This window comes from Paraburkholderia sabiae (genome assembly GCF_030412785.1).
Taxonomy (GTDB): domain Bacteria; phylum Pseudomonadota; class Gammaproteobacteria; order Burkholderiales; family Burkholderiaceae; genus Paraburkholderia; species Paraburkholderia sabiae.
In genome coordinates this window covers 945,585-965,329 of record NZ_CP125295.1, presented here as the reverse complement: position 1 = coordinate 965,329, position 19,745 = coordinate 945,585, and the positions used below count along the sequence as shown (strand labels likewise).

Annotated in this window: 17 protein-coding genes; 11 read left to right on the top strand and 6 right to left on the bottom strand. The window is 65.1% G+C overall.

Annotated elements, in window-relative coordinates:
• Positions 1-275: 275 nt before the first annotated feature.
• The 3 genes from panS (at position 276) to fumC (ending at position 4,659) form a co-directional block, all read left to right on the top strand.
• On the top strand, positions 276-1,235 hold the full coding sequence (gene panS, locus QEN71_RS04370; RefSeq protein ID WP_201653386.1) for a ketopantoate/pantoate/pantothenate transporter PanS: 960 nt from the start codon (positions 276-278) through the stop codon (positions 1,233-1,235).
• A 344-nt stretch (positions 1,236-1,579) separates the two neighbouring features.
• A complete protein-coding gene (locus tag QEN71_RS04365; RefSeq protein ID WP_201653383.1) occupies positions 1,580-3,175 on the top strand; it encodes a phospholipase D family protein in 1,596 nt (531 codons plus the stop codon).
• An 83-nt stretch (positions 3,176-3,258) separates the two neighbouring features.
• Positions 3,259-4,659, top strand: a complete 1,401-nt coding sequence (gene fumC, locus QEN71_RS04360) for a class II fumarate hydratase (protein WP_201653380.1) — start codon at positions 3,259-3,261, stop codon at positions 4,657-4,659.
• 76 nt (positions 4,660-4,735) lie between these two features.
• Here fumC and QEN71_RS04355 read toward each other — a convergent pair whose 3' ends face one another.
• The 4 genes from QEN71_RS04355 to QEN71_RS04340 all read right to left on the bottom strand — a co-directional run bounded on the left by QEN71_RS04355 (position 4,736) and on the right by QEN71_RS04340 (position 7,971).
• Positions 4,736-5,242 carry an acyl-CoA thioesterase gene (locus tag QEN71_RS04355; RefSeq protein WP_201653377.1) on the bottom strand — a complete coding sequence of 169 codons (507 nt, stop codon included), beginning with the start codon at positions 5,240-5,242 and terminating at the stop codon, positions 4,736-4,738.
• A gap of 134 nt (positions 5,243-5,376) precedes the next feature.
• Positions 5,377-6,426 (bottom strand): GlxA family transcriptional regulator, encoded by a 1,050-nt coding sequence (locus QEN71_RS04350; protein ID WP_201653374.1) that lies wholly within the window; start codon positions 6,424-6,426, stop codon positions 5,377-5,379.
• Between the two features lie 34 nt (positions 6,427-6,460).
• Positions 6,461-7,705 (bottom strand): MFS transporter, encoded by a 1,245-nt coding sequence (locus QEN71_RS04345; protein ID WP_201653371.1) that lies wholly within the window; start codon positions 7,703-7,705, stop codon positions 6,461-6,463.
• 125 nt (positions 7,706-7,830) lie between these two features.
• Positions 7,831-7,971, bottom strand: coding sequence for a hypothetical protein (locus tag QEN71_RS04340; RefSeq protein ID WP_201653368.1), 141 nt, complete (start codon positions 7,969-7,971; stop codon positions 7,831-7,833).
• 195 nt (positions 7,972-8,166) lie between these two features.
• On the opposite strand from QEN71_RS04340, the gene QEN71_RS04335 reads away from it, so the two are divergent.
• Together QEN71_RS04335 and QEN71_RS04330 are read left to right on the top strand one after the other, a co-directional pair.
• Entirely contained in the window at positions 8,167-8,880 is a 714-nt protein-coding gene (locus QEN71_RS04335; RefSeq protein WP_201653365.1) for an ArsR/SmtB family transcription factor, read from the top strand.
• Positions 8,881-9,032: 152 nt separating this feature from the next.
• The gene (locus QEN71_RS04330; RefSeq protein ID WP_201653362.1) at positions 9,033-11,693 is read left to right on the top strand and encodes a DUF6600 domain-containing protein; all 2,661 of its coding nucleotides are present in this window, start codon (positions 9,033-9,035) and stop codon (positions 11,691-11,693) included.
• Between the two features lie 91 nt (positions 11,694-11,784).
• Here QEN71_RS04330 and QEN71_RS04325 read toward each other — a convergent pair whose 3' ends face one another.
• Positions 11,785-12,756, bottom strand: a complete 972-nt coding sequence (locus tag QEN71_RS04325) for a thymidylate synthase (RefSeq protein WP_201653359.1) — start codon at positions 12,754-12,756, stop codon at positions 11,785-11,787.
• A gap of 204 nt (positions 12,757-12,960) precedes the next feature.
• Positions 12,961-14,355: a sigma-54 dependent transcriptional regulator gene (locus QEN71_RS04320; protein WP_201653356.1), complete on the bottom strand. Its 1,395-nt coding sequence runs from the start codon at positions 14,353-14,355 to the stop codon at positions 12,961-12,963.
• Between the two features lie 547 nt (positions 14,356-14,902).
• On the opposite strand from QEN71_RS04320, the gene QEN71_RS04315 reads away from it, so the two are divergent.
• From QEN71_RS04315 to QEN71_RS04290, 6 genes are all read left to right on the top strand, one after another.
• Positions 14,903-15,385 carry a hypothetical protein gene (locus QEN71_RS04315; RefSeq protein WP_201653353.1) on the top strand — a complete coding sequence of 161 codons (483 nt, stop codon included), beginning with the start codon at positions 14,903-14,905 and terminating at the stop codon, positions 15,383-15,385.
• Positions 15,386-15,468: 83 nt separating this feature from the next.
• On the top strand, positions 15,469-15,981 hold the full coding sequence (locus QEN71_RS04310) for a hypothetical protein (RefSeq protein ID WP_201653350.1): 513 nt from the start codon (positions 15,469-15,471) through the stop codon (positions 15,979-15,981).
• Positions 15,978-16,589, top strand: a complete 612-nt coding sequence (locus QEN71_RS04305; RefSeq protein ID WP_201653347.1) for a hypothetical protein — start codon at positions 15,978-15,980, stop codon at positions 16,587-16,589. The genes QEN71_RS04310 and QEN71_RS04305 overlap by 4 nt, the downstream gene beginning before the upstream one ends.
• A gap of 29 nt (positions 16,590-16,618) precedes the next feature.
• Positions 16,619-18,016: a hypothetical protein gene (locus QEN71_RS04300; RefSeq protein ID WP_201653344.1), complete on the top strand. Its 1,398-nt coding sequence runs from the start codon at positions 16,619-16,621 to the stop codon at positions 18,014-18,016.
• 96 nt (positions 18,017-18,112) lie between these two features.
• The gene (locus QEN71_RS04295) at positions 18,113-18,832 is read left to right on the top strand and encodes a C39 family peptidase (protein WP_201653341.1); all 720 of its coding nucleotides are present in this window, start codon (positions 18,113-18,115) and stop codon (positions 18,830-18,832) included.
• 6 nt (positions 18,833-18,838) lie between these two features.
• Positions 18,839-19,645 carry a peptidase C39 gene (locus QEN71_RS04290; RefSeq protein WP_201653338.1) on the top strand — a complete coding sequence of 269 codons (807 nt, stop codon included), beginning with the start codon at positions 18,839-18,841 and terminating at the stop codon, positions 19,643-19,645.
• The last annotated feature ends 100 nt before the right edge of the window (positions 19,646-19,745 follow it).

Sequence of the window (19,745 nt, the reverse complement as noted above, 5' to 3'; positions counted from 1 at the left end):
GCGCGAATCTGGCGGGCACCGGAGGTTCAAAAGCGGCTTTCTTTGGTTACTTTCTTTGCCGCGGCAAAGAAAGTAACTGCCGCCCCGCACAGGGGCAACGCAAGAAGTACAGATACGAAACCGCGGATGCCAGCGAAGAAAAAAACAAAAAAACCAAACCATAAGCCTGCTTCCAATCGGCAGGTAAAATCCGAGGTTCTCAGCGGCAACCCAGCCGTATAAAAACATCAACCGCGTCGCGAAAACAAACAAAAACCACCAGAGGATCGCCCTTCATGCTCCCCCGCATCACCCGTCTCTTCCCGCTGTGGGCCGTACTGGCCTCGCTGGCCGCCTACTTTTCGCCGTCGTCCGTCACGGGCATCGCCCCCCACGTCACGACGCTGCTCACGATCATCATGCTGTCGATGGGTGTCACGCTCTCCATCGACGACTTCCGCCGCGTCTTCACGCGCCCCGCGCCCGTCGTCGCGGGCATCGTGCTGCATTACCTCGTGATGCCGCTCGCCGCCTGGGTCATCGCCAAAGCGCTCCACATGCCGCCCGATCTGACGGCGGGCATGGTGCTGGTCGGTAGCGTCGCGAGCGGTACGGCGTCGAACGTGATGATCTATCTGGCGCGCGGCGACGTCGCGCTGTCCGTCACGATCAGCGCGCTGTCGACGCTCGTCGGCGTGTTCGCCACGCCGCTGCTCACGCGCCTGTACGTGGACGCGTCGATCGCCGTCGACGTCCACGGCATGCTGATGAGCATCCTGCAGATCGTCGCGCTGCCGATCATCGTCGGCCTCGTCGTCAATCATCTCTTCGGCAAGCTCGTGCGCAAGATCGAGCCCGTGTTGCCGCTGGTTTCGATGGTGTCGATCCTGCTGATCATCGCGGCCGTCGTCGGCGGCACGCAGAAGAGCATCGCGTCGGTGGGCCTCGTGGTCGCGCTGGGCGTGGTGCTGCACAACGGCATCGGCCTGCTCGGCGGCTATTGGGGCGGTCGTCTGCTCGGCTTCGACGAAGCCGTTTGCCGCACGCTCGCGATCGAAGTCGGCATGCAGAACTCCGGCCTCGCCGCGACGCTCGGCAAGCTCTATTTCACGCCGATCGCCGCGCTGCCCGGCGCGCTGTTCTCGGTGTGGCACAACCTGTCCGGTTCGATGCTGGCAGGCCACTGGGCCGGCCGCCCGGCAAAGGGCTCGACGGCGCAGCAGGAAGCCGATGCGCTTGCCCGCGAACGCGTCTGACGCCAAACCCGCTAATCCTTCCGAAGCACCACCCGCTTCCCGCGCCGCGCGTTCCAGATGACGCGCGGCGCTTCACTCCCTCCTCTCATCACAGGCATGCGTATTGCGTAAGACGCAGTACGGCTATCCGACCCGCTTTTGCGTTTGCCCGTAGAATGACCCCGGTCGATCGACGGGTGGCAGCACGACGAACATCCGTCACGCGTGTCGGCTCATCACACGAACGACACCGCCGCATTGCCGTTTCGAATACAACGACGCAGGGAACAACGCAGCACCGCATCGCGCGAATCCCGCAGATCGAGCGAGGCCCAATGTTCATACGCATCACACGTGGGGCGTGCATGACACGCGCTTTCACGCTCTTCATGTCGGCGCTTCTGCTGGCGGCCTGCGCGACGCGCCCGCCCGCCACCGCGTTCGATCGCCCCGTCACGCACGCACTGCCCGCCACCGATGCCACGCCCCTCGCCGCCGCCCTCGCGCCACCCGAGCAGGCGCATCCGGGCCAGTCCGGTTTTCGCGTGCTGGCTGACGGCACCGAGGCGTTGCAGATGCGCATCGCGCTCGCACGCTCGGCGACCAGGACGCTCGACATGCAGTACTACATCGCCGAAGAAGACACGACGGGCAAGCTGCTGCTCGCCGCCGCGCTCTACGCAGCGGATCACGGCGTGCGCGTGCGCATGCTGGTCGACGACCTGAACTTCAAGGACATCGATCGCGTGATGGCCGCGCTCAACTCGCACGACAAGATCGAGATCCGCGTGTTCAACCCGTTCGGCAGCGCGTCGACGAGCTTCTATCAGCGCAGCCGCAATTTCTTCACGCAAGTCGGCGCCTTCACGCGGCGCATGCACAACAAGGCGATGATCGCCGACAACCAGCTCGCGATCGTCGGCGGCCGCAATCTCGGCGACGAATACTTCAGCGCGAGCCCGACGCTGCAGTTCCGCGATATCGACGTGCTCGCGGCCGGCCCGATCACGGCCGACATCTCCGCGAGCTTCGACGCGTACTGGAACGACAGCAACGCGTATCCGCTGCGCGCGCTGAACAAACAGAAGTTCGATCCGCACGATCTCGACGAAATGCGCGACGAGTTGCGCGCGCACTGGCGCAAGAACGCCGAGCCGTACAACGCGAAGCCGCTGAACGCGACGCCGCTTGCCGCGCAGATCGCGAAACACGAACTGCAGCTGGTCTGGGCGCCCGCCGAGTTCAAGGTCGATTCGCCCGAGAAAATGAAGCTGCCCGCCGATCAGTACAAAAGCCCGCCGATGCAGCGGCTCATCGAACTGATGCACGACGCACAGCGCGAATTTCTCATCACGTCGCCGTATTTCGTGCCGCACCAGGCGGGCGTCGATGCGCTCGGCACACTGGTCAAGCGCGGCGTGACCGTCAAGGTGCTGACCAATTCGCTCGCCGCGACGGACGCCGTCGCCGTGCAGGCGGGTTACAGCCCGTATCGCGTGCCGCTGCTGGAACGCGGCGTGCAGTTGTACGAGTTCAAGCCGACGCAAGGCAGCGAGCCACCGACGGCGGGTCTGTTCGGTTCGCGCTCCAAAGCGAGCCTGCATGCGAAAACGTATGTGATCGACCGTCAGACGCTCGTGATCGGCTCGATGAATCTCGATCCGCGCTCCGCGCATCTGAACACGGAACTCGCCCTCGTGATCCACAGCCCGCCGCTCGCGGAGCAGGTCGCGAAACTCTTCGATCAGGCGACGGCGCCCGCCATGAGCTACCGCGTTACGCTCGCGACGCCGGACGAACTCGCCGCGCTGCGCAACTCGGCGACGCCGCAATCGAAGCTGGTCTGGACCGACGAGGAAAACGGCCAGATCCGTCGCTACAACCTCGATCCCGGCGCGGGCTTTTACCGCAATGCGCTGACGGGTCTATTCTTGTTGCTGCCAGTCGACGAGCAGTTATAGCGGCAGCCCTGTGGCGCACGCATATGGCCTGTGCGCCGCTTTCCCCGGAAGCCTTCCGATCACCCAGTCAAGCGGAGTAGAACATGACCGAAGATGTACGCATGGAACGCGATACGTTCGGCGAAATCGCCGTGCCGAACGCGAAATTGTGGGGGGCGCAAACGCAGCGTTCGCTGCAGAACTTCAAGATTTCGACGGAAAAGCAGTCGCCTGAACTGATCACGGCACTCGCGATCATCAAGCGCGCCGCCGCCGAAGTGAACCTGAACCTCGGCGTACTCGACGCGACCAAGGCAAAGGCGATCATGGCCGCCGCCGACGAAATCATCGAAGGCAAGCATCCCGACGAATTCCCGCTCGCGGTTTGGCAAACGGGTTCCGGCACGCAGACCAACATGAACCTCAACGAGGTGATCGCGAACCGCGCGAGCGAACTGATGGGCGGCGCGCGCGGCGAAGCGCGCCTCGTCCATCCCAACGACGACGTGAACCGCGGCCAATCGTCGAACGACGTGTTTCCGACGGCGATGCACGTCGCGGCGGCCGTCGGTATCGTCAAGCATCTGCTGCCCGCCGTGAAGACGCTGCGCGAGACGCTCGACAAAAAGGCCAAGGCATTCGCCGATATCGTGAAGATCGGCCGCACGCATTTGCAGGACGCGACGCCGCTCACGCTCGGCCAGGAATTCTCCGGCTATGTCGCGCAACTCGACCAGAACGCGAAGCACATCGAGTCGACGCTCGCGCATCTGTACGAACTCGCGCAAGGCGGCACGGCGGTCGGCACGGGCCTCAACGCACATCCGAAATTCGCCGGCGACGTGGCCGCCGCGATCGGCCGCCTGACGGGCCTGCCCTTCGTGTCGGCGCCGAACAAGTTCGAAGTGATGGCCGCCGCCGACGCGCTGGTGTTCGCGCACGGCGCGCTAAAGACGCTGGCAGCAAGCATGATGAAGATCGCCAACGACATCCGCTGGCTGGCGAGCGGCCCGCGCTGCGGCCTCGGCGAACTGTCGATTCCCGAGAACGAGCCGGGCAGCTCGATCATGCCGGGCAAGGTGAATCCGACGCAATCGGAAGCGGTGACGATGCTGTGCTGCCAGGTATTCGGCAACGACGTCGCGGTGAACGTGGGCGGCGCAAGCGGCAACTTCGAGCTGAACGTGTTCCGGCCGATGGTCGCGCATAACGTGTTGCAGTCGGTGCGCCTGCTCGCCGACGGCATGCACAGCTTCAACGACAACTGTGCCGTCGGCATCGAGCCGAACCGGGAGCGCGTCGATCAGTTGTTGAATGAGTCGCTGATGCTCGTGACGGCGCTCAATCCGCACATCGGCTACGACAAGGCCGCGAAGATCGCGAAGAAGGCGCACAAGGAAGGCACGACGCTGAAGGCATCGGCGCTCTCGCTCGGCTATGTGACGGAACAGCAGTTCGACGAATGGGTGCGTCCGCACGACATGGTCGGCAACGCCAAAGGCTAACGCCCTTCTCTTCCATCGTCAGTCAGTCACGATGCTCGCCTTGCCGTGAACGCAAGGCGAGCATCCGTCCAGCGCATCAGACCTTGCCTTGCGCCACTTCCTCGGGTTTCAGGTCGACGATCGCATCGAGCGCGGCCTTCACGTCCATCGCGTAGTTCGCGAGGCGCTTCTGCTCGTCGGTTTGCGGCACGAACGACGGCACGGGCACGGGGCTGCCGTTCTCGTTGACGGCGACCATCACGACGAGGCAGTCCGTCGTTTGCAGCAGTTCGCCGCCCTTCGGATCGCCCGCGTGCACGGACACATGGATATGCATGCTGGTGCGCCCCGTCGCGACGACGCGCGCACGCAGTTCGACCAGATTGCCGACGTGGATCGGCCGGCGGAAACGGATATTGCCGACGCTGACCGTCACGCAGTAGCGGCCCGACCAGACGGCCGAGCATGCGTACGCGGTTTCGTCGATCCATTTCATCAGCGCGCCGCCGTGCACCTTGCCGCCGAAGTTGACCGAGGTCGGCTCGGCGAGAAAGCGGAACGTGGTTTCTGAACGATCCAGCGGCGCGGCGATTGGCGTGCTCATCTTGACTCCGGTCAAACAAATCGAAAGGAGCCGATTATACGAGGGCAATAAGGCGGCCGTTGTGCTATCGCGGTATCTGGCCCGCTCGCGCCTCGCGGTTACGCGGCGCGAGCATGCGTTGAACAAGGTTCGACTCAGCGCAACGCTGACGCAAAACGCTCGCGGTAATCGAGCGGCAGCACGCCGAAGCTGCGCATGAACGCGCGCCGCAAGTTCTGCTCGCTGCCGAAGCCGCAATCGAGTGCAATCCGCTTCAACGGACGGCGCGACTCGGCCAGCGCCCGCGACGCCGCCTCCAGCCGCATCGCCGACACGGTTTTCGCGGGCGTGCGCCCCACTTCGTCGACATAGCGGCGCGCGAAGTTGCGCGGACTCATGCGCGCCTCTTCGGCGAGCCGCTCGACGGACAGGTCGCCGTTCAGGTTCGACGCCATCCAGCCGTGCAGTCCGTCGAACGCGCCGCCCGCCGACGCCTGCGCCGCGAGCGCCGCGCTGAACTGAGACTGGCCGCCCGGCCGCTTGACGAACACGACCAGCCGCCGCGCAACCTGCATCGCGACGGGATGCCCGTAGTCTTCCTGAATCAGCGCGAGCGCGAGATCGATGCCTGCCGTCACGCCCGCCGAGGTCCACATCGAGCGCTCATCTGCAAGCGGCTCGCGGATGAAGATCGGCTCGGCGTCGACGTGGACACGCGGGAAGCGCTCGGCGAGCCGTCCGGCGTCGCGCCAGTGCGTGGTCGCGCGGCGCCCGTCGAGCACGCCCGCCGCCGCCAGATAGAACGCGCCCGTACACACCGAGCAGACGCGCCGCACGTTCGGCGCACGCCGCGCGATCCAGTCGATCAGCGCGGGTTGCAACGTGCCCGGATCGTCGACGGGAATGCCTGGCACAATCAGCGTGTCGATGGGTTCGTCGTCGAGCGTATCGAGGCGTTGCGTGACGACGGGCAAACCGGGAAACGTGTCGAGCACGCCGCCGTCGATCGACGCGACCGTCGTGCGGTACGCGACGGGCTCGCGCGATGTCGCGGGAATGCGGCGGGCGTCGCGCACCGTCAGTTCGGCGCGATGAAACGCCTCCAGCGGACCGCTGGCGTCGAGCAGCACCAGGTTTGGCGCGACGGCGAACACCACATGGCGCACCTTGGGTGCGGGCGGATCGTTGTCCAGCGTGTCGTTCATCGCGTTCTTGTTCAGGTTCGTTATCGGAAAGCGTTCAGAAGCTCGACGACGCCGCCATGCGCTTGCGCGACCAGGCGAACGCCAAGGTCGCAAACGCAGCCAGCGCGAGGAACGGGAAAATCGCCGCGTTGATGGCCGCCCAGCCGAAGTGCGCGAGCATCTGCCCCGCGCACAGCGAACCGACTGCCGAGAACGCAAAGGTCGTGAATTCGCTCGTCGCCTGGGTCTTCGCGCGCTCCGACGGCCGGTACGACTGTGCAAGCAACGTCGTGCCGCCGACGAACATCAGGTTCCAGCCGACGCCGAGGCACGCGAGCGCCGCGTAGAAATGCGGCAGATCGGTCGAGCGCAGCGCGAGCACGCCGCACAGCGCCGACAGCACGATGCCCGCGCCGATCACGCGCAGCACGCCGAACCGGGCGATCAAGCGCGCCGAGAAAAACGACGGCGCGAACATGCCGACCAGATGCCACTGGATGATCTGCGCGCCATCGCCGATCGAGTGTCCGCACGCGACGGCGGCAATCGGCGTCGCCGTCATCACGAACATCATCACCGCGTAGCCGAGCGCGTTGTTAGCCAGAGCCGCGACGAAAATCGGCTGGCGAACGATCGCGCGCCAGGGACGCGCGGGTTCGCGGTGCGCGGCGGCGTCGACGTGCGGCGCAGCATCGCGATACAGGCCTGCGACGAGCGCCATCGACAGCAAGCCGAGTCCCGTCACGAGCGCATAGGAACCGGCGAACGCGATGGGCGCGAGCCAGTCCTTGCTCCACGCGGCGAGCGCGGGCCCGAGCACGGCCGCGACGACGCCGCCTGTGAGCACCGTCGAGATCGCGCGGCTCTTGGCTTCGACGGGAACGGCGTCGGCGGCGGCGAGCCGGTAGTACTGCGCAAAGGCCTGAAACACGCCGACGGTCGCCGTGCCCGCGCAAAACGCCCAGAAACTGTGATGGAAGATCGCATACACCGAGATCGCGCCGCCCGCCGCGCCGATGCCCGCGCCCAGCAGAAAGCCCGCGCGCCGGCCGATGCGCGCCATCAGGAACGACGCGAAGACCGTCGTCAGCGCGGCGGCGACGGTGATCAGCGAAAACGGAAGCGTGGCGAGCGACTTGTCGTCGGCGAGCGTGTAGCCGACGAGCCCCGTAAGCGTCAGATCGATCGATACGGACGACGTGTAGAGCGCCTGACAAACGGCCAGCACGCGCGCGGCGCGGCGGCCGTGCGGATCGGCGTGGCCCGTGACGGCGGGAGCGGCGGTGGAAGATGACGGCATCGGTGGCCTCGCGGCTGGGTGACGATGTCGGCATCGTCACATCGATCGCCTTGGCAGAAAGGCCAATGATGCATCAATTCCTGCCAGATGTGCACGCGCGCCTTCTGCGCCTCGCGGCCCGGGTCTCAGTTGTGGAAGGAGACGCCTTCGTCGATCGTGCCGTACATCGTGATGCTGCCCGACCCGGCCGACGACGATCCCGACCCGCCCTGCGCGCACGCGCTGCAAAGGACGACGGCGGTGAGCATGGCAAACAGGATTTTCATGACTGCGTCGTTCGCTAAACGTCGAATGGAAATGGTCTTTTGATTCTAGCCTGGACCCCTGAGCGGCCGCAGATTGCCTCGGCTGGGCAACGTACGCAACAATGCATGCGACGCTTCACGACAACCTGAAACATCGAATACGCACGACGCTTAGAGTGGAGTCATGACAAGCGAAACCGACCACGGGAGACTTCGATGACTGCTGCATTTCCCTCGGAACCGAGCCACTTTCCCGGCCTGAGCCATATCGGCGCGCTGCTCGCCGATCCCGGCCGCGCCGCGATGCTGTGGGCGCTGATGGACGGCACCGCACGTCCGGCGGGCGAACTGACGCTGATTGCGGGCCTGTCGCCGTCGGCGGCGAGCGCGCATCTCGCGCGTCTGACGGACGGCGGGCTGCTCGCGCTCGAAGTGCGCGGGCGGCATCGCTATTTCAGGATTGCGTCGGCGGAAATCGCCGCGACCATCGAGGCGCTCGCGAATGTCGCGCAGGCAGCCGCGCCGCAGCGGGCCGTGCCGCGTCCGGCGCGCACGGTGCCCGTCGACATGCGCTATGCGCGCACCTGCTATGACCACATGGCGGGCGAACTGGCCGTGCGCGTGTACGAACGGCTCGTCGACGGCGGACTGCTGACTGTCGACGGCGACGCGCTCGACGCAACCGCTGACGGCGCTGCCTTGCTGGCCGATTGGGGTATCGACGTGTCGCAGCATCGCACCCGCCGGCGGCGCTTCGCGTGCACTTGCCCCGACTGGAGCGAACGTCGCCCGCATCTTGGCGGCGCGCTGGGTGCGGCGCTGCTCGATTCGTGGTCGGCACGCCGTTGGGTCGAACGCACCGACCGCCCGCGAATCCTGCGCGTGACGCCCGCCGGGCATCGTCATTTCGACGACTTTCTCACGCATTGACGAACGATTCGTCTGACAAGGCGAAAGGCACGACAACTTTTGTTACAGCGCCGTTGAGGTGGCTTACAAATGAGAGAGCCTTGAAACAGGGGCGCCGGGTAGAGTGATTTCACTCGGCATCGCGTGTTGCGACGCCCGATGGAGCGACAACCATGAAATCACTCGCCACACGCACGAAAGCTGCACCTAACGAACCTGCCCCGCGATCCGGCGGACATCGGACGTCGATCGTCGCGTTCGCCGTCGCGGGCGCGCTGACGACTCTCGCGCTGCAATCCGCCTGGGCGCAGGAAGCGCCGCCGCCCGCCAACTACGCGCAAAGTGCGCCGGACAGCGATCCGCCCGGACGCGTCGCGCGTCTGAACTACATGGCGGGCACGGTCACCACCGAACCGGCAGGCGCTTCCGACTGGTCGTACGCGCAGGTCAACCGCCCGCTCACGACAGGCGATCAGCTCTGGAACGACAAGAACGCGCGCTCGGAGCTGCACATCGGGTCGACGGCCGTGCGCATGGGCGAGCAGACCAGCCTCGACGTCCTCAATCTCGACGACAACAGCGCTCAGCTGAAAGTCGCGCAAGGCACGCTGTCGACGCGCGTGCGTTTGATCGCGCCCGGCTCGTCGTATGAGATCGACACGCCGAATCTCGCGCTGGGCGTGAACGCGCCCGGCGACTATCGCGTCGATGTCGCACCCGATGGCAGCAGCACGACCGTCACCGTGCGCAACGGCAGCGCGACCGTCTATGGCGACAACGGCCAGGTGCCCGTCGGTGCCGGTCAGCAGGTCACATTCACGGGCACGAGCCTGCAACAGGCGGCCACCAATGGCGCGCCAGGCGCCGATCCGTTCGATCAGTGGGCCGCGAGCCGCGACGCCGCCGAGGATCGCTCGGTGTCGGCGCGCTATGTGTCGCGCGAAATGCCCGGCTATCAGGATCTCGATGCGAACGGCACGTGGCGCAACACGCCGCAGTACGGCGAAGTGTGGACGCCGAATCAGGCGCCCGCGGGCTGGGCGCCTTATCACGATGGTCACTGGGTCTGGCAGGCGCCGTGGGGCTGGACGTGGGTCGACGATGCGCCGTGGGGCTTTGCGCCGTATCACTATGGCCGCTGGGCGTATGTCGACGATTCCTGGGCCTGGGTGCCGGGACAGGCGGTCGTCAGCGAGCCGCCCGTGTATGCGCCTGCCCTCGTCGCGTTTGTCGGCGACGGTGACGGCGGCAACGACTGGGGCGTGAATCTGGCCGTCGGCGGCGTGGCCGCGGCGGGTCTTGCGTGGTTCGCACTCGGACCCGGCGAGCCGTGGCACCCGCACTGGGGCGGCGGTCACGACTGGAGCCCGCGCTACTACGAGCGCGTGAACAACACGGTCGTCGTCAATAACCGCGTCGATATCCATAACAACATCCACAACACGTACATCAACTACCGCGCGCCGAACGCAGTGACGGGCATGCGGGCGACGGACTTTGTCCACGGACAGCCGACCAATCACTTCGGCCAGCGCGTCGATCCCGCGCAGTGGCACAACGCGCGCTTCAATGCGGGCGGGCCGGGTATTGCGCCCGTGCGGCAGAGCTTCGCGCCGGGGATGCGCAATGCCACGTATCGGCCGCCGTCGAATGCGATGGCGCGGCCTGTGGTCGGCACGCGCAATCCGGGTATGCCGGCCGCGTTTCACGACCGGCTCGCGCAGAACTTCGCGCAAGGTGGTCACGGCCGCGTGCCGGGTGCAGGCGAGCCGATCGTGCATACGTCCGTGCCGGCGCAGTTTCCGGGGAAGACGCTTGGTGGTAATGGGCCTAATAGGCCTAATGGGCCCGTGGCGAACGTTCGCGTTGTGAATTCGCATGGGCCTGTCATCAACCCGCGTGCGCCGGGACAGATGGCGGGTGGTCCTAATGCTCAACGCCCGGGCGGCGCAGTACCGCAGATGGATGGGCGGCAGCCTGGGATGCAGGGACACGGCTTCGCGCCAGGGCAGATCGCCGGTGCGCCTGGCGGACAGCCTCGACCGGGCAGCGGCGGGCCGCAGAACAACGGTCAACAGCACGGCATGCCGATGCAGGCAGGCAATGGCGTGCCGCGTCCGCCGCAATTCGCGGGCGGGCATCCGATGAACGGCGCGCCGCAGCAACAAGGACAACCCGGCGGCGCGCAACGTCCGGAAGCGGCAGCAGGTCAGCAGCACGAACCGATGTGGACGCAGCACCATGCGCCGATGGCGCAGCAGCGCGGTAATCCGCAGCAATCCGGCGCGGGACAGGCGCCGGGACAGGTCGCCCAGCAGCAGCATGCGCCCATGCAGCGACCTGCGAATGGTTTTGGCGGCGGAACCGCTCAAGGACAGCCCGCGCACGGGCCCGATCCACGCACGCAACAGGCGGCCGCGCCGATGCAGCAGCCGCAAGCGCATCCCGAGATGCGACCGCAACCGCAGGCCCAGCAACAGCCGAGAGCCGAGATGCATCCGCAGCCTCAGCCACAGGCTCAGCCGCGCGCGGAGTTTCATCCGCAGCCCCAGCCGCAGCAACAGGCCCGGCAGGAATTCCACCCGCAGCCGCAACAGCAGCCGCGTCAGGAGTTTCATCCGCAACCGCAGCCTCAACAGCAAGCCCGTCAGGAATTCCATCCGCAGCCACAACAACAGCCGCGTCAGGAATTCCATCCGCAGCCGCAGCCTCAGGCACAACCGCGCCCTCCGCAGCAGGCCCAGCAGCCGCACCCGCAGCCCCAGTCACAACCGCAACAGCACCAGGAACAGCGCGCGACGGGCGGCGGACACGACGAGCACCATCACGGATAAGCCACGCTGCACCGTCCATCGCCGCAAACAAAAACGCCCACCGCGATTCGCGGTGGGCGTTTTCACATTAAGGCCGAAAAACTGCCGGAGCTCAGATCGCCATCGGCGCCGTCAGCGGCTCGTGATGCCGGTAGCCGACCAGCGAGAAATCGGACGGCTCGACCTTTTCCAGCCACTCGGGCTCGTAGACGCCCGTCTTCGCATACTCGGGCACCCGCTCCGAAATCGCGAACTGCGGGCTCTCATACGGGTCGCGCGTCAGTTGCTGCTGCAACATGTCGAGCTGATTCTCGTAGATGTGCGCATCGCCGATGAAATACGTGAACCAGCGCGGCGTATAGCCCGTCAGCCGCCCGACGAGATGCAGCAACGCGGCCCCTTCCGTCAGATTGAACGGCGTGCCGAGACCGACGTCGTTGCTGCGGATATAAAGGCACAGCGAAATCTCGCGCTTGGCGGCATTCGGCAGGAACTGGTACAGCAGATGGCACGCGGGCAGCGCGATTTCCTCGAGCACGGCCGGATTCCACGCGTGAAACAAAATCCGCCGGTCGGACGGGTTGTTCATGATCGTGTCGAGACACTGGCGCAGCTGGTCGATTGCCTTGTACATCAGCACCTTGCGCACACCGCCCTCTTCGAACTCGGTGACGGGCGCATAGCCGCGCGATGCCGCGTCTTCCAGCTGTGCGCTCGCTGTCGCGTCGAGCACCTTGTAGGCGGGCCACTGGCGCCACTGCACACCGTAGACGTCGCCGAGATCGTCCGTTCCCTGGCGGTAAGGATTGGCGAGCCACTGCGCGTTGTCGTTAGCGTTCGCGTCCCAGACCTTGCAGCCGAGCGCGCGGAAATCGGCGGCGCTTCGCGACGCGCGCAGAAAACCGATCAGTTCGCCGATCGCCGATTTGAACGCGAGCTTCTTCGTCGTCACGGCCGGGAAACCCTGCTGCAGATCGAAACGCAACATCGCCCCGGGCATGCTGATCGTGCGAATGCCGGTGCGGTTTTCCTGCCAGCTGCCGGTATCGAGGATCGTGCGGACGAGGTCGAGGTACTGTTTCATGCGGGTTCCTTCGGCGTGGCGCGGGCGCGCATCGAACCGTTTTTGGGAAAACCACGATTCTAGCAAGCCGGACGACGGCAGGTGAGCGCACTGGCTGAACGGCATAGACGCGCCGCGAATGCGCCTGAAACCTGGCTTCAGAAACAAAAAAGCCCGGCCATCCAGCCGGGCTTTCTACGCAAAACAGTCAGGCAACCGATGCGCTTACAGATGCGGCATCGTCGACGGCATTTCCGCATGCTGAGCCATCGGCTCGGTTTCCATATGCCGCATGCCGTGCGAACAGAGCAATCGATACAGCGTCACACGCGAAATGCCGAGTTCCTGCGCGGCATCGCCCAGACGCCCGCGATGACGCAGCAAGGCGAGTTCGATCGCCTGCCGCTCGGCCGCCTCGCGTGCCTGCGCGAGCGATACGGGCACGATTTCGACGTACTCGGCCAGTTCGAGATCGCGCGCGGTGATCGCCCGCCCTTCCGACATCACGATCGCGCGACGCACGCGGTTGATCAGCTCGCGCACGTTGCCCGGCCAGCTGTAGTTGTGAAGTGCCGCGATCGCATCGGGCGCGAAGCCGCGCAGACGCCGGCTCGCATCTTTCCTGAAACGTTCGAGCATGTGCCGCGCGAGCAGTTCGATGTCCTTGCCACGCGCGCGCAGCGGCGGCTCGTCGATCTGCAGCACGCACAGCCGGTGATACAGGTCCGAGCGGAAGCGCCCTTCGATCATCGCCGTGTTCATATCGACGTGCGTCGCGGAAATGATCCGCACGTCCACTTCGATCGAGCCGTGTCCGCCCAGCCGTTCGACCTTGCGCTCCTGCAGGAAGCGCAGCAGGCTCGCCTGGCTTTCGAGCGGCAAGTCGCCGATTTCATCGAGGAAGAGCGTGCCGCCGTTGGCCGCTTCGACGCGCCCGATCTTGCGCTGGTTGGCGCCCGTAAACGCGCCGCGTTCGTAGCCGAACAGCTCCGATTGCAGCAGATGCGGCGGAATCGCGCCGCAGTTGATGGGGATGAACGGCGCATTGCGCCGCGACGAGCGTTCGTGAATGGCGACGGCCGTAAGTTCCTTGCCCGTGCCCGATTCGCCCGAAATGAAAACGGGCGCGTCCGTCATCGCCACTTTGCGGATGGAGCGGAACAGCGCGAGCATCGCGTCGCACGAGCCGACCATTTCGCCTTCCGAACCGCCTTGCGACGCATCGTTCGAAGCGGGCTCGCCGAGCGAAACCATGCCATACGCATGACCGACGGAATCGACGATCCGGTCGCCCGAATAAGGCACGGTCACATAATCGAAACAGTAGTCGCGCACGAGCCGGCGCAACGCGGCGTCCTGCAGCTGGCCGGCCATCGTGGTCGCGACCCAGCCGACATTGGGCATGGTCAGGCACGACTCGAAAGCCGCGATTTCATGCTGCTGGAAACAGCTCGACAGATCGAGCAGACCACCCGCCGCCATCCCCGAGCGCACGGCGCGGCGCGCGTCGCGGGCGGAACCGACGACTTCGACATGCCACCCACGCTCATGAAAACGCGTGTTTAACTCAGCGCTCGGATCTCTTGATACGTAAATCAGTTGCCGCGTGGCGGATTCCATTATTCAGATCCTCTCGTCAACGAACGTTAAGGATGACGGCATGTGCTGATCTGGATTTAGCTTTCAGGCACGCCTATTCGCACGGGATTCGCAAACAGCGAAAACCGAACGGCCATTCCATTCCGTACGGACAGCTGATCCCCGAAAAACGGCGCGTGTATTGAAACGACCCAGTACTGGGCTTTTTAAAATCATGTCTGTGGATGAGAGCTTACTATACGCGCGAGCCGCCGAAAACAAATATGCGAATTAAATCGTTTAGCCTTGTGCGGCAAGGGTTTGCGCCTCATCAGCAGGTTCATTGCCGAGGCATTTATTAGGTGGAAGCGCATTCACCTGACTTTTTTATCAACGTACTACGCTCGCGTTGCACTTAACGCATCCATTTGAAATTTGCGTGTTTTCTGGCCGAGGTTTCAGAGCTGAAACGTTTTCGTACGATTTGGAACGCGCGGCGTCTCACGCATTTCAACGGTTCCAATTGCATCAATGGATTGCGACGGATGGCACACGTTTCGCTAAATCTCCCGCACCAAGGAGAGACATCATGCGACTCGTTTTCCGCATCGACTCGAACCCGATTCCCCTGCTGCCCGTCAGCCTTGCCGTGTGCGTGGCCATCGCGCTGGCGGCGCTGCCCGCCGGCGCGAACGCACAGGAATCCATCAGCGCCGAGCCGGCTGTGTCGGCCGCGCAACAGGCGACCGATCCCGCCGCGGATGAAACATCGAACGTCGCGGCGACCGCGGACAGCGCAAATATCGCGAGTGAAACCGAAACGAACAGCGCGCAGGTGCTGAGCGTGCCCGCCGACGGCGCAGCCATGAGCGACATCGCGCTCGACGACCAGGTGCTGTCGCGTCAGCGCGGCGGCGCAGTGGGCATGGTGATGGTCGCGGCAACGCCGCAGCTGGTGCACGGCTCGTCGGTGACGCTGTGGGACGAAATCGCACCGCCTTCGCCACTGCCCATACCTATCGACGCCGCACGCGCAGCACAAGGCAACGTCGCGAACTACCAGCGCAAGTAACAAGGCAGCACAGCATCGCACGAGCAAAAGAGACCAGTGCGAACTAGTTCGCACTCCAGACGGGTTAAGTCGGGGATACAAAAATGATCGCTTCATTGGGGACGCTGTGCAGCCGTGCGACGCGCGCGGGGCGGGCTAAAGCAATCGCCGCGCTCGCCGGCGCATTGACGGCCGGTTTCGCGGGCGCGGCCTTCGCGCAGACCGCGAATCCGGGCGACATCGTCGTCCAGCGCGAAATCACGCCGCGCATCGCCTATGCGCCCGTGCCGCGTGATCAGGATCCCGTCAGCGCACGCGTCTCGACCTTTCCCAACAGCACCTTCAATCCGACGATGGCGCAAGTCGCGTCGGACGCCGATCTGACCAACGCGCACGGCTCGACGGGCCTCGACAAGAACGTCGCAGGCGGCGCCGGCTTGCAGGCCGTCACGCGCATCCTCACGGGCAGCACCACGAACAACAACGTCGCGTTCAACTCGGGCGGCATCGGCCAGCCTGCGCCGGGCGTCGGCGGAACGATCTCGTCGTCGGTCACGGGTGCGCTCGCCCCGCTGTCGACGGCGCTCGGCGGCGCGCTCGGAGGACTCGGCAAATGAACACGCGACTTCATCCGATCCTGCCGCTCATGGCACTCGCACTCGCCGCCGCGCAACCGGCTTTCGCGCAGCGCATAACGGGTGAAGTGAGCGGCGACGCGAGCATCGCCACAGGCGCCGCCGTCAGCGTGACGGGCGCGATCACGGTGAACCAGGCGGCGGGCCTGAACAACGCGCAGATCAACCAGCTGACGATCACCAACGGCGACGCCGCCGCGAACGACAACGCGAGCGTCCAGAGCGCCACCGCGCGGGCGCGGGTGCCGAGCGCGCGCGCGTCGATCGAAGGCAACGCATTCTCGAATTCGTCCGGAGCGGTGATGGTGAACCAGTCTGCGGGCGTAGCGAATCTCCAGCGCAACAGTGTGCAGCTCGGCACTGCGGCGCCAGGGGTCGAGACCGTCTCGGATGGGGTGCTATCCGCGACGGCCGCGAACAACGGCGGTCAGGGTCGAGCGGTCGCGGTTCAGGGCGTTCGCGAGGCCAGCATTTCCGGCGACGCCTTCAGGAACGTCACCGGAATCGTGCAGATCAACCAGACAGCCGGAGCCGGTAATGCCACGGCGAACAGTTTTGTGCTCCGTCCCCCGGCGGGCACTCTTTTCTAACTGACCACAACTAGTATCGGAGCGAAACCATGAAGCGCACTCTTATTGCAGCAGCTGTCCTTGCAGCCGCGTCGTCGAGCGTCTTCGCAAGCCCGCTGAAGAACCCGTTCATCTTCAATGCGACGCTGGTCGGTGAAGCCGTCGGCATCGAAGGGTTCGTCACGCTGTTCGGCTGCGTCGGCGTCTCCAGCACGGCAGGCGCCGTCGTCAACAACACGCAGCGCGCCTACGCGAACGCCTCAATCAGCCCGAACGCGCAGTCGTACACGTCCGGCTCCGTGACGACGCGGATCGACAACAGCTACAAGTCGATCAACGGCGGCGGCAGCGCATGGGCTTCGCTGTCGACCTCGCACTCGTCCGAATCGTATGGCGCGCAGGGCTATCAGGCTTCGGCGGGCTACAAGTACGGCGAGCAGAGCAGCTCGGTCAAGGGCGGCGGCTTCGAGTTCAGCGCGCAGGCTGCAGCCATCGAAGGCGGCTTCAGCCATGAAAGCCAGAACTCCGGCGGACACATCTCGGCAGGCGGCCATGCGGGCGGCAGCTACGAGGCGAGCTCGCACTACAACCCGTGGACAGGCACCGCGTCGGGTCATGCCAGCGTGCAAGGCGGCCTGTCGGCGGGCTACAAGGAGTCGAGCTATGCCAACAGCGAGCATGTCTCGGGCGGCTTCGGCGCCGTCGAAGCGTCGGGCCAGGGCAAGGTGTGGGGCTATCAGGCCAGGCAGGGCTCCGGCTACGTGGCCTATGGCGAGCAGTCGAGCGGCTACGACGTCGAGAAGTCGAAGACGCATGACAGCGCGTCCGCGCAATGGGGCTTCAGCTCGTCGGTGTCGAAGACGGATGTCGAGGTGTACGGCTCGGTCACCCAGCACATCAACACGCAGAAGGCGGGCACCCTGACGGCAACGACGGGCGCCAACGCGGCGACGAACGTGAGCGGCAACATCGGCGTCAACATCGCGGAAGGCGTGAACAACGCCCAAAGCAACGACGCAGCGCTCGCTTCCGTCGATGCCGGCAACGTGTTCGGCAACGCTCAGGTCTTCAACACGCAAAGCTCGGGCGGCAAGGCCAACATCAACAACTTCAACGTGAACGCGTCGGTTGGCGACGGCTCGCTGCAGTACGCATCGGGCAACGTCGGCGTGAACGTCGCGTCGGGCATCAGCAACGTGCAGAACAACAGCATGGCTGCCTCGACGTCGACGGTCTCGCGCAACCATGGCAGCGCGGCGATGGTGGCAACGGATGACTCGTCGCAAACGGCGGGCGTCGACTTCCGCGGCTCGTTCGAAGGCACGGCGTCGCTCGGTGCGGGCGCGCTCAGCCACGCGACGGGCAACATCGGCGTGAACATCGCGGGCGGCGCGGGCAACGTGCAGCACAACGGCCTCGCCATCGCCTCGATGAACACGAGCCGCTAAGCGAAGCCGTAATCAAAAAGGCAGTCACACAAGCAGCCATACGGGATGCGCCGACGGTCGACACGGCCGCCGGCGCAATCCTGGCAGGAGACCAGCATGTCCGGGTTTGACCCGTTCCCCGCGTTCCGACGCGCCGCATCCGTTGCTGTGCTTGCAACTTGCGGATTGTGTGCGCAAGTGCACGCACAGGCGACCGTCGACACGTCTACCCTCGCAGGTATTCCGCTTACGAAAACGGTGCACTCGATGAGGGACCTGCGTTACCGCCATATCGTCAGCCAGCAGTTCGACTACAGCTGCGGTGCGGCGGCGCTTGCGACCCTTCTCAAGTTCGGCTACGGGATCGACATCCCCGAGACGGATCTGATCCGCCGGATGATGGTTTTCTCAACGCCGGAAGTGGTCGTCAAGAACGGCTTCTCGATGCTCGACATGAAGAAGTTCGTCGAGACGATCGGGCTGCGGGGCCGCGGATTCCGGGTGAACACGGACGCGCTGTATCACCTCCAGATTCCCGTCATGGTTCTGATGAACCTCGACGGCTATGAGCATTTCGTGATCGTCAAGCACGCGCAGGACGGTCGCATCTTCATCGCGGACCCCGCACTCGGCAACCGGATCCTGCTCGAGGAGGATTTCGCGAAGACATGGAATGGGCTCGTGTTCGCAGTCGTCGGGAAACCGTTCAGGGAGGATTCCCCGCTGTTGCAGGACAACGAGTCGCTGGCCTTGCGGCTGCGCGAGCGCGCGCTCGCCAACGGCACGGCCGCGACGCCTTTTGTCGAATACGGCTTGATCAAGGCAGACCTGTTCTGACCACCCATGAAGCACTCCCTCTCCCAGCCCGGCCGCACGTATCTCGCGACGTTGATCGTCACGACGTGCGGCCTCGCCACGGGCGCCAACGCGCAGGACGTCTCGACGTTCCGCGACGTGGCGCCGGCGGCGATCCAGTGGCAAAGCGTCGGGGACGATGTGCTCGCCCAGCAGACCGGAAAAGGCGCGGGCGGACAGATGATCTCCGGTTTCGTATTGAACGTACTGTCGCAATGGCAGTTGCCTAACGGCGCGAATGCGCTCGCGCAAGGCAGTCTCTCCGTTGCACGCGATGCCGCGAACGCGCTGACGGCCAACGTCAGCACGCTCGCACGCGTCACCGACGGCCGCGGCAATCCGGGCGCAGACCCGAACGCGCGGACGGGCGGCGGCCAGCACATCGCGGTCAACGGCGTATCGCAGGTCACGCAGGTGGCGGGCGATCGCAACGCCGGCTTCAACACGGCGACGATCGACTTCAACAACAATCCGCAACTGCTGGCAGTCGGCACGAATGCGCAGAGCGCAGCGGCAACGAATACGGCGGGCAGCGTCAGGGCGGGCATCGCGTTCGGCAACGGCGGCGTGACCGTCGCGCTGCAGACGCCCGCCGGCATCGCTACCCAGACCATTGCACCGGGCAACGCGCAACAGGCCGGCGCGATTGCACAACTGCTGCAGATTGCAGGCAATAACCAGCAAGTCGCCAACCAGTTGCAGCTCTCGTTGCAGACGACGCCGATGTCGTCCTCGATGCTGCGCCAGGCCGGCGTACTACAAGCCCTGCAAAACGCGGTGAATGCAAGGAGATAAGGCGGGCCGCCACCCGTCACCCGAGTCACCAGGAGGAGAAGTCGTACTGCAAGCGGCAGCGCAAAGCATAAGAACCAGCCACGCGCTGCCAGTTTCACCG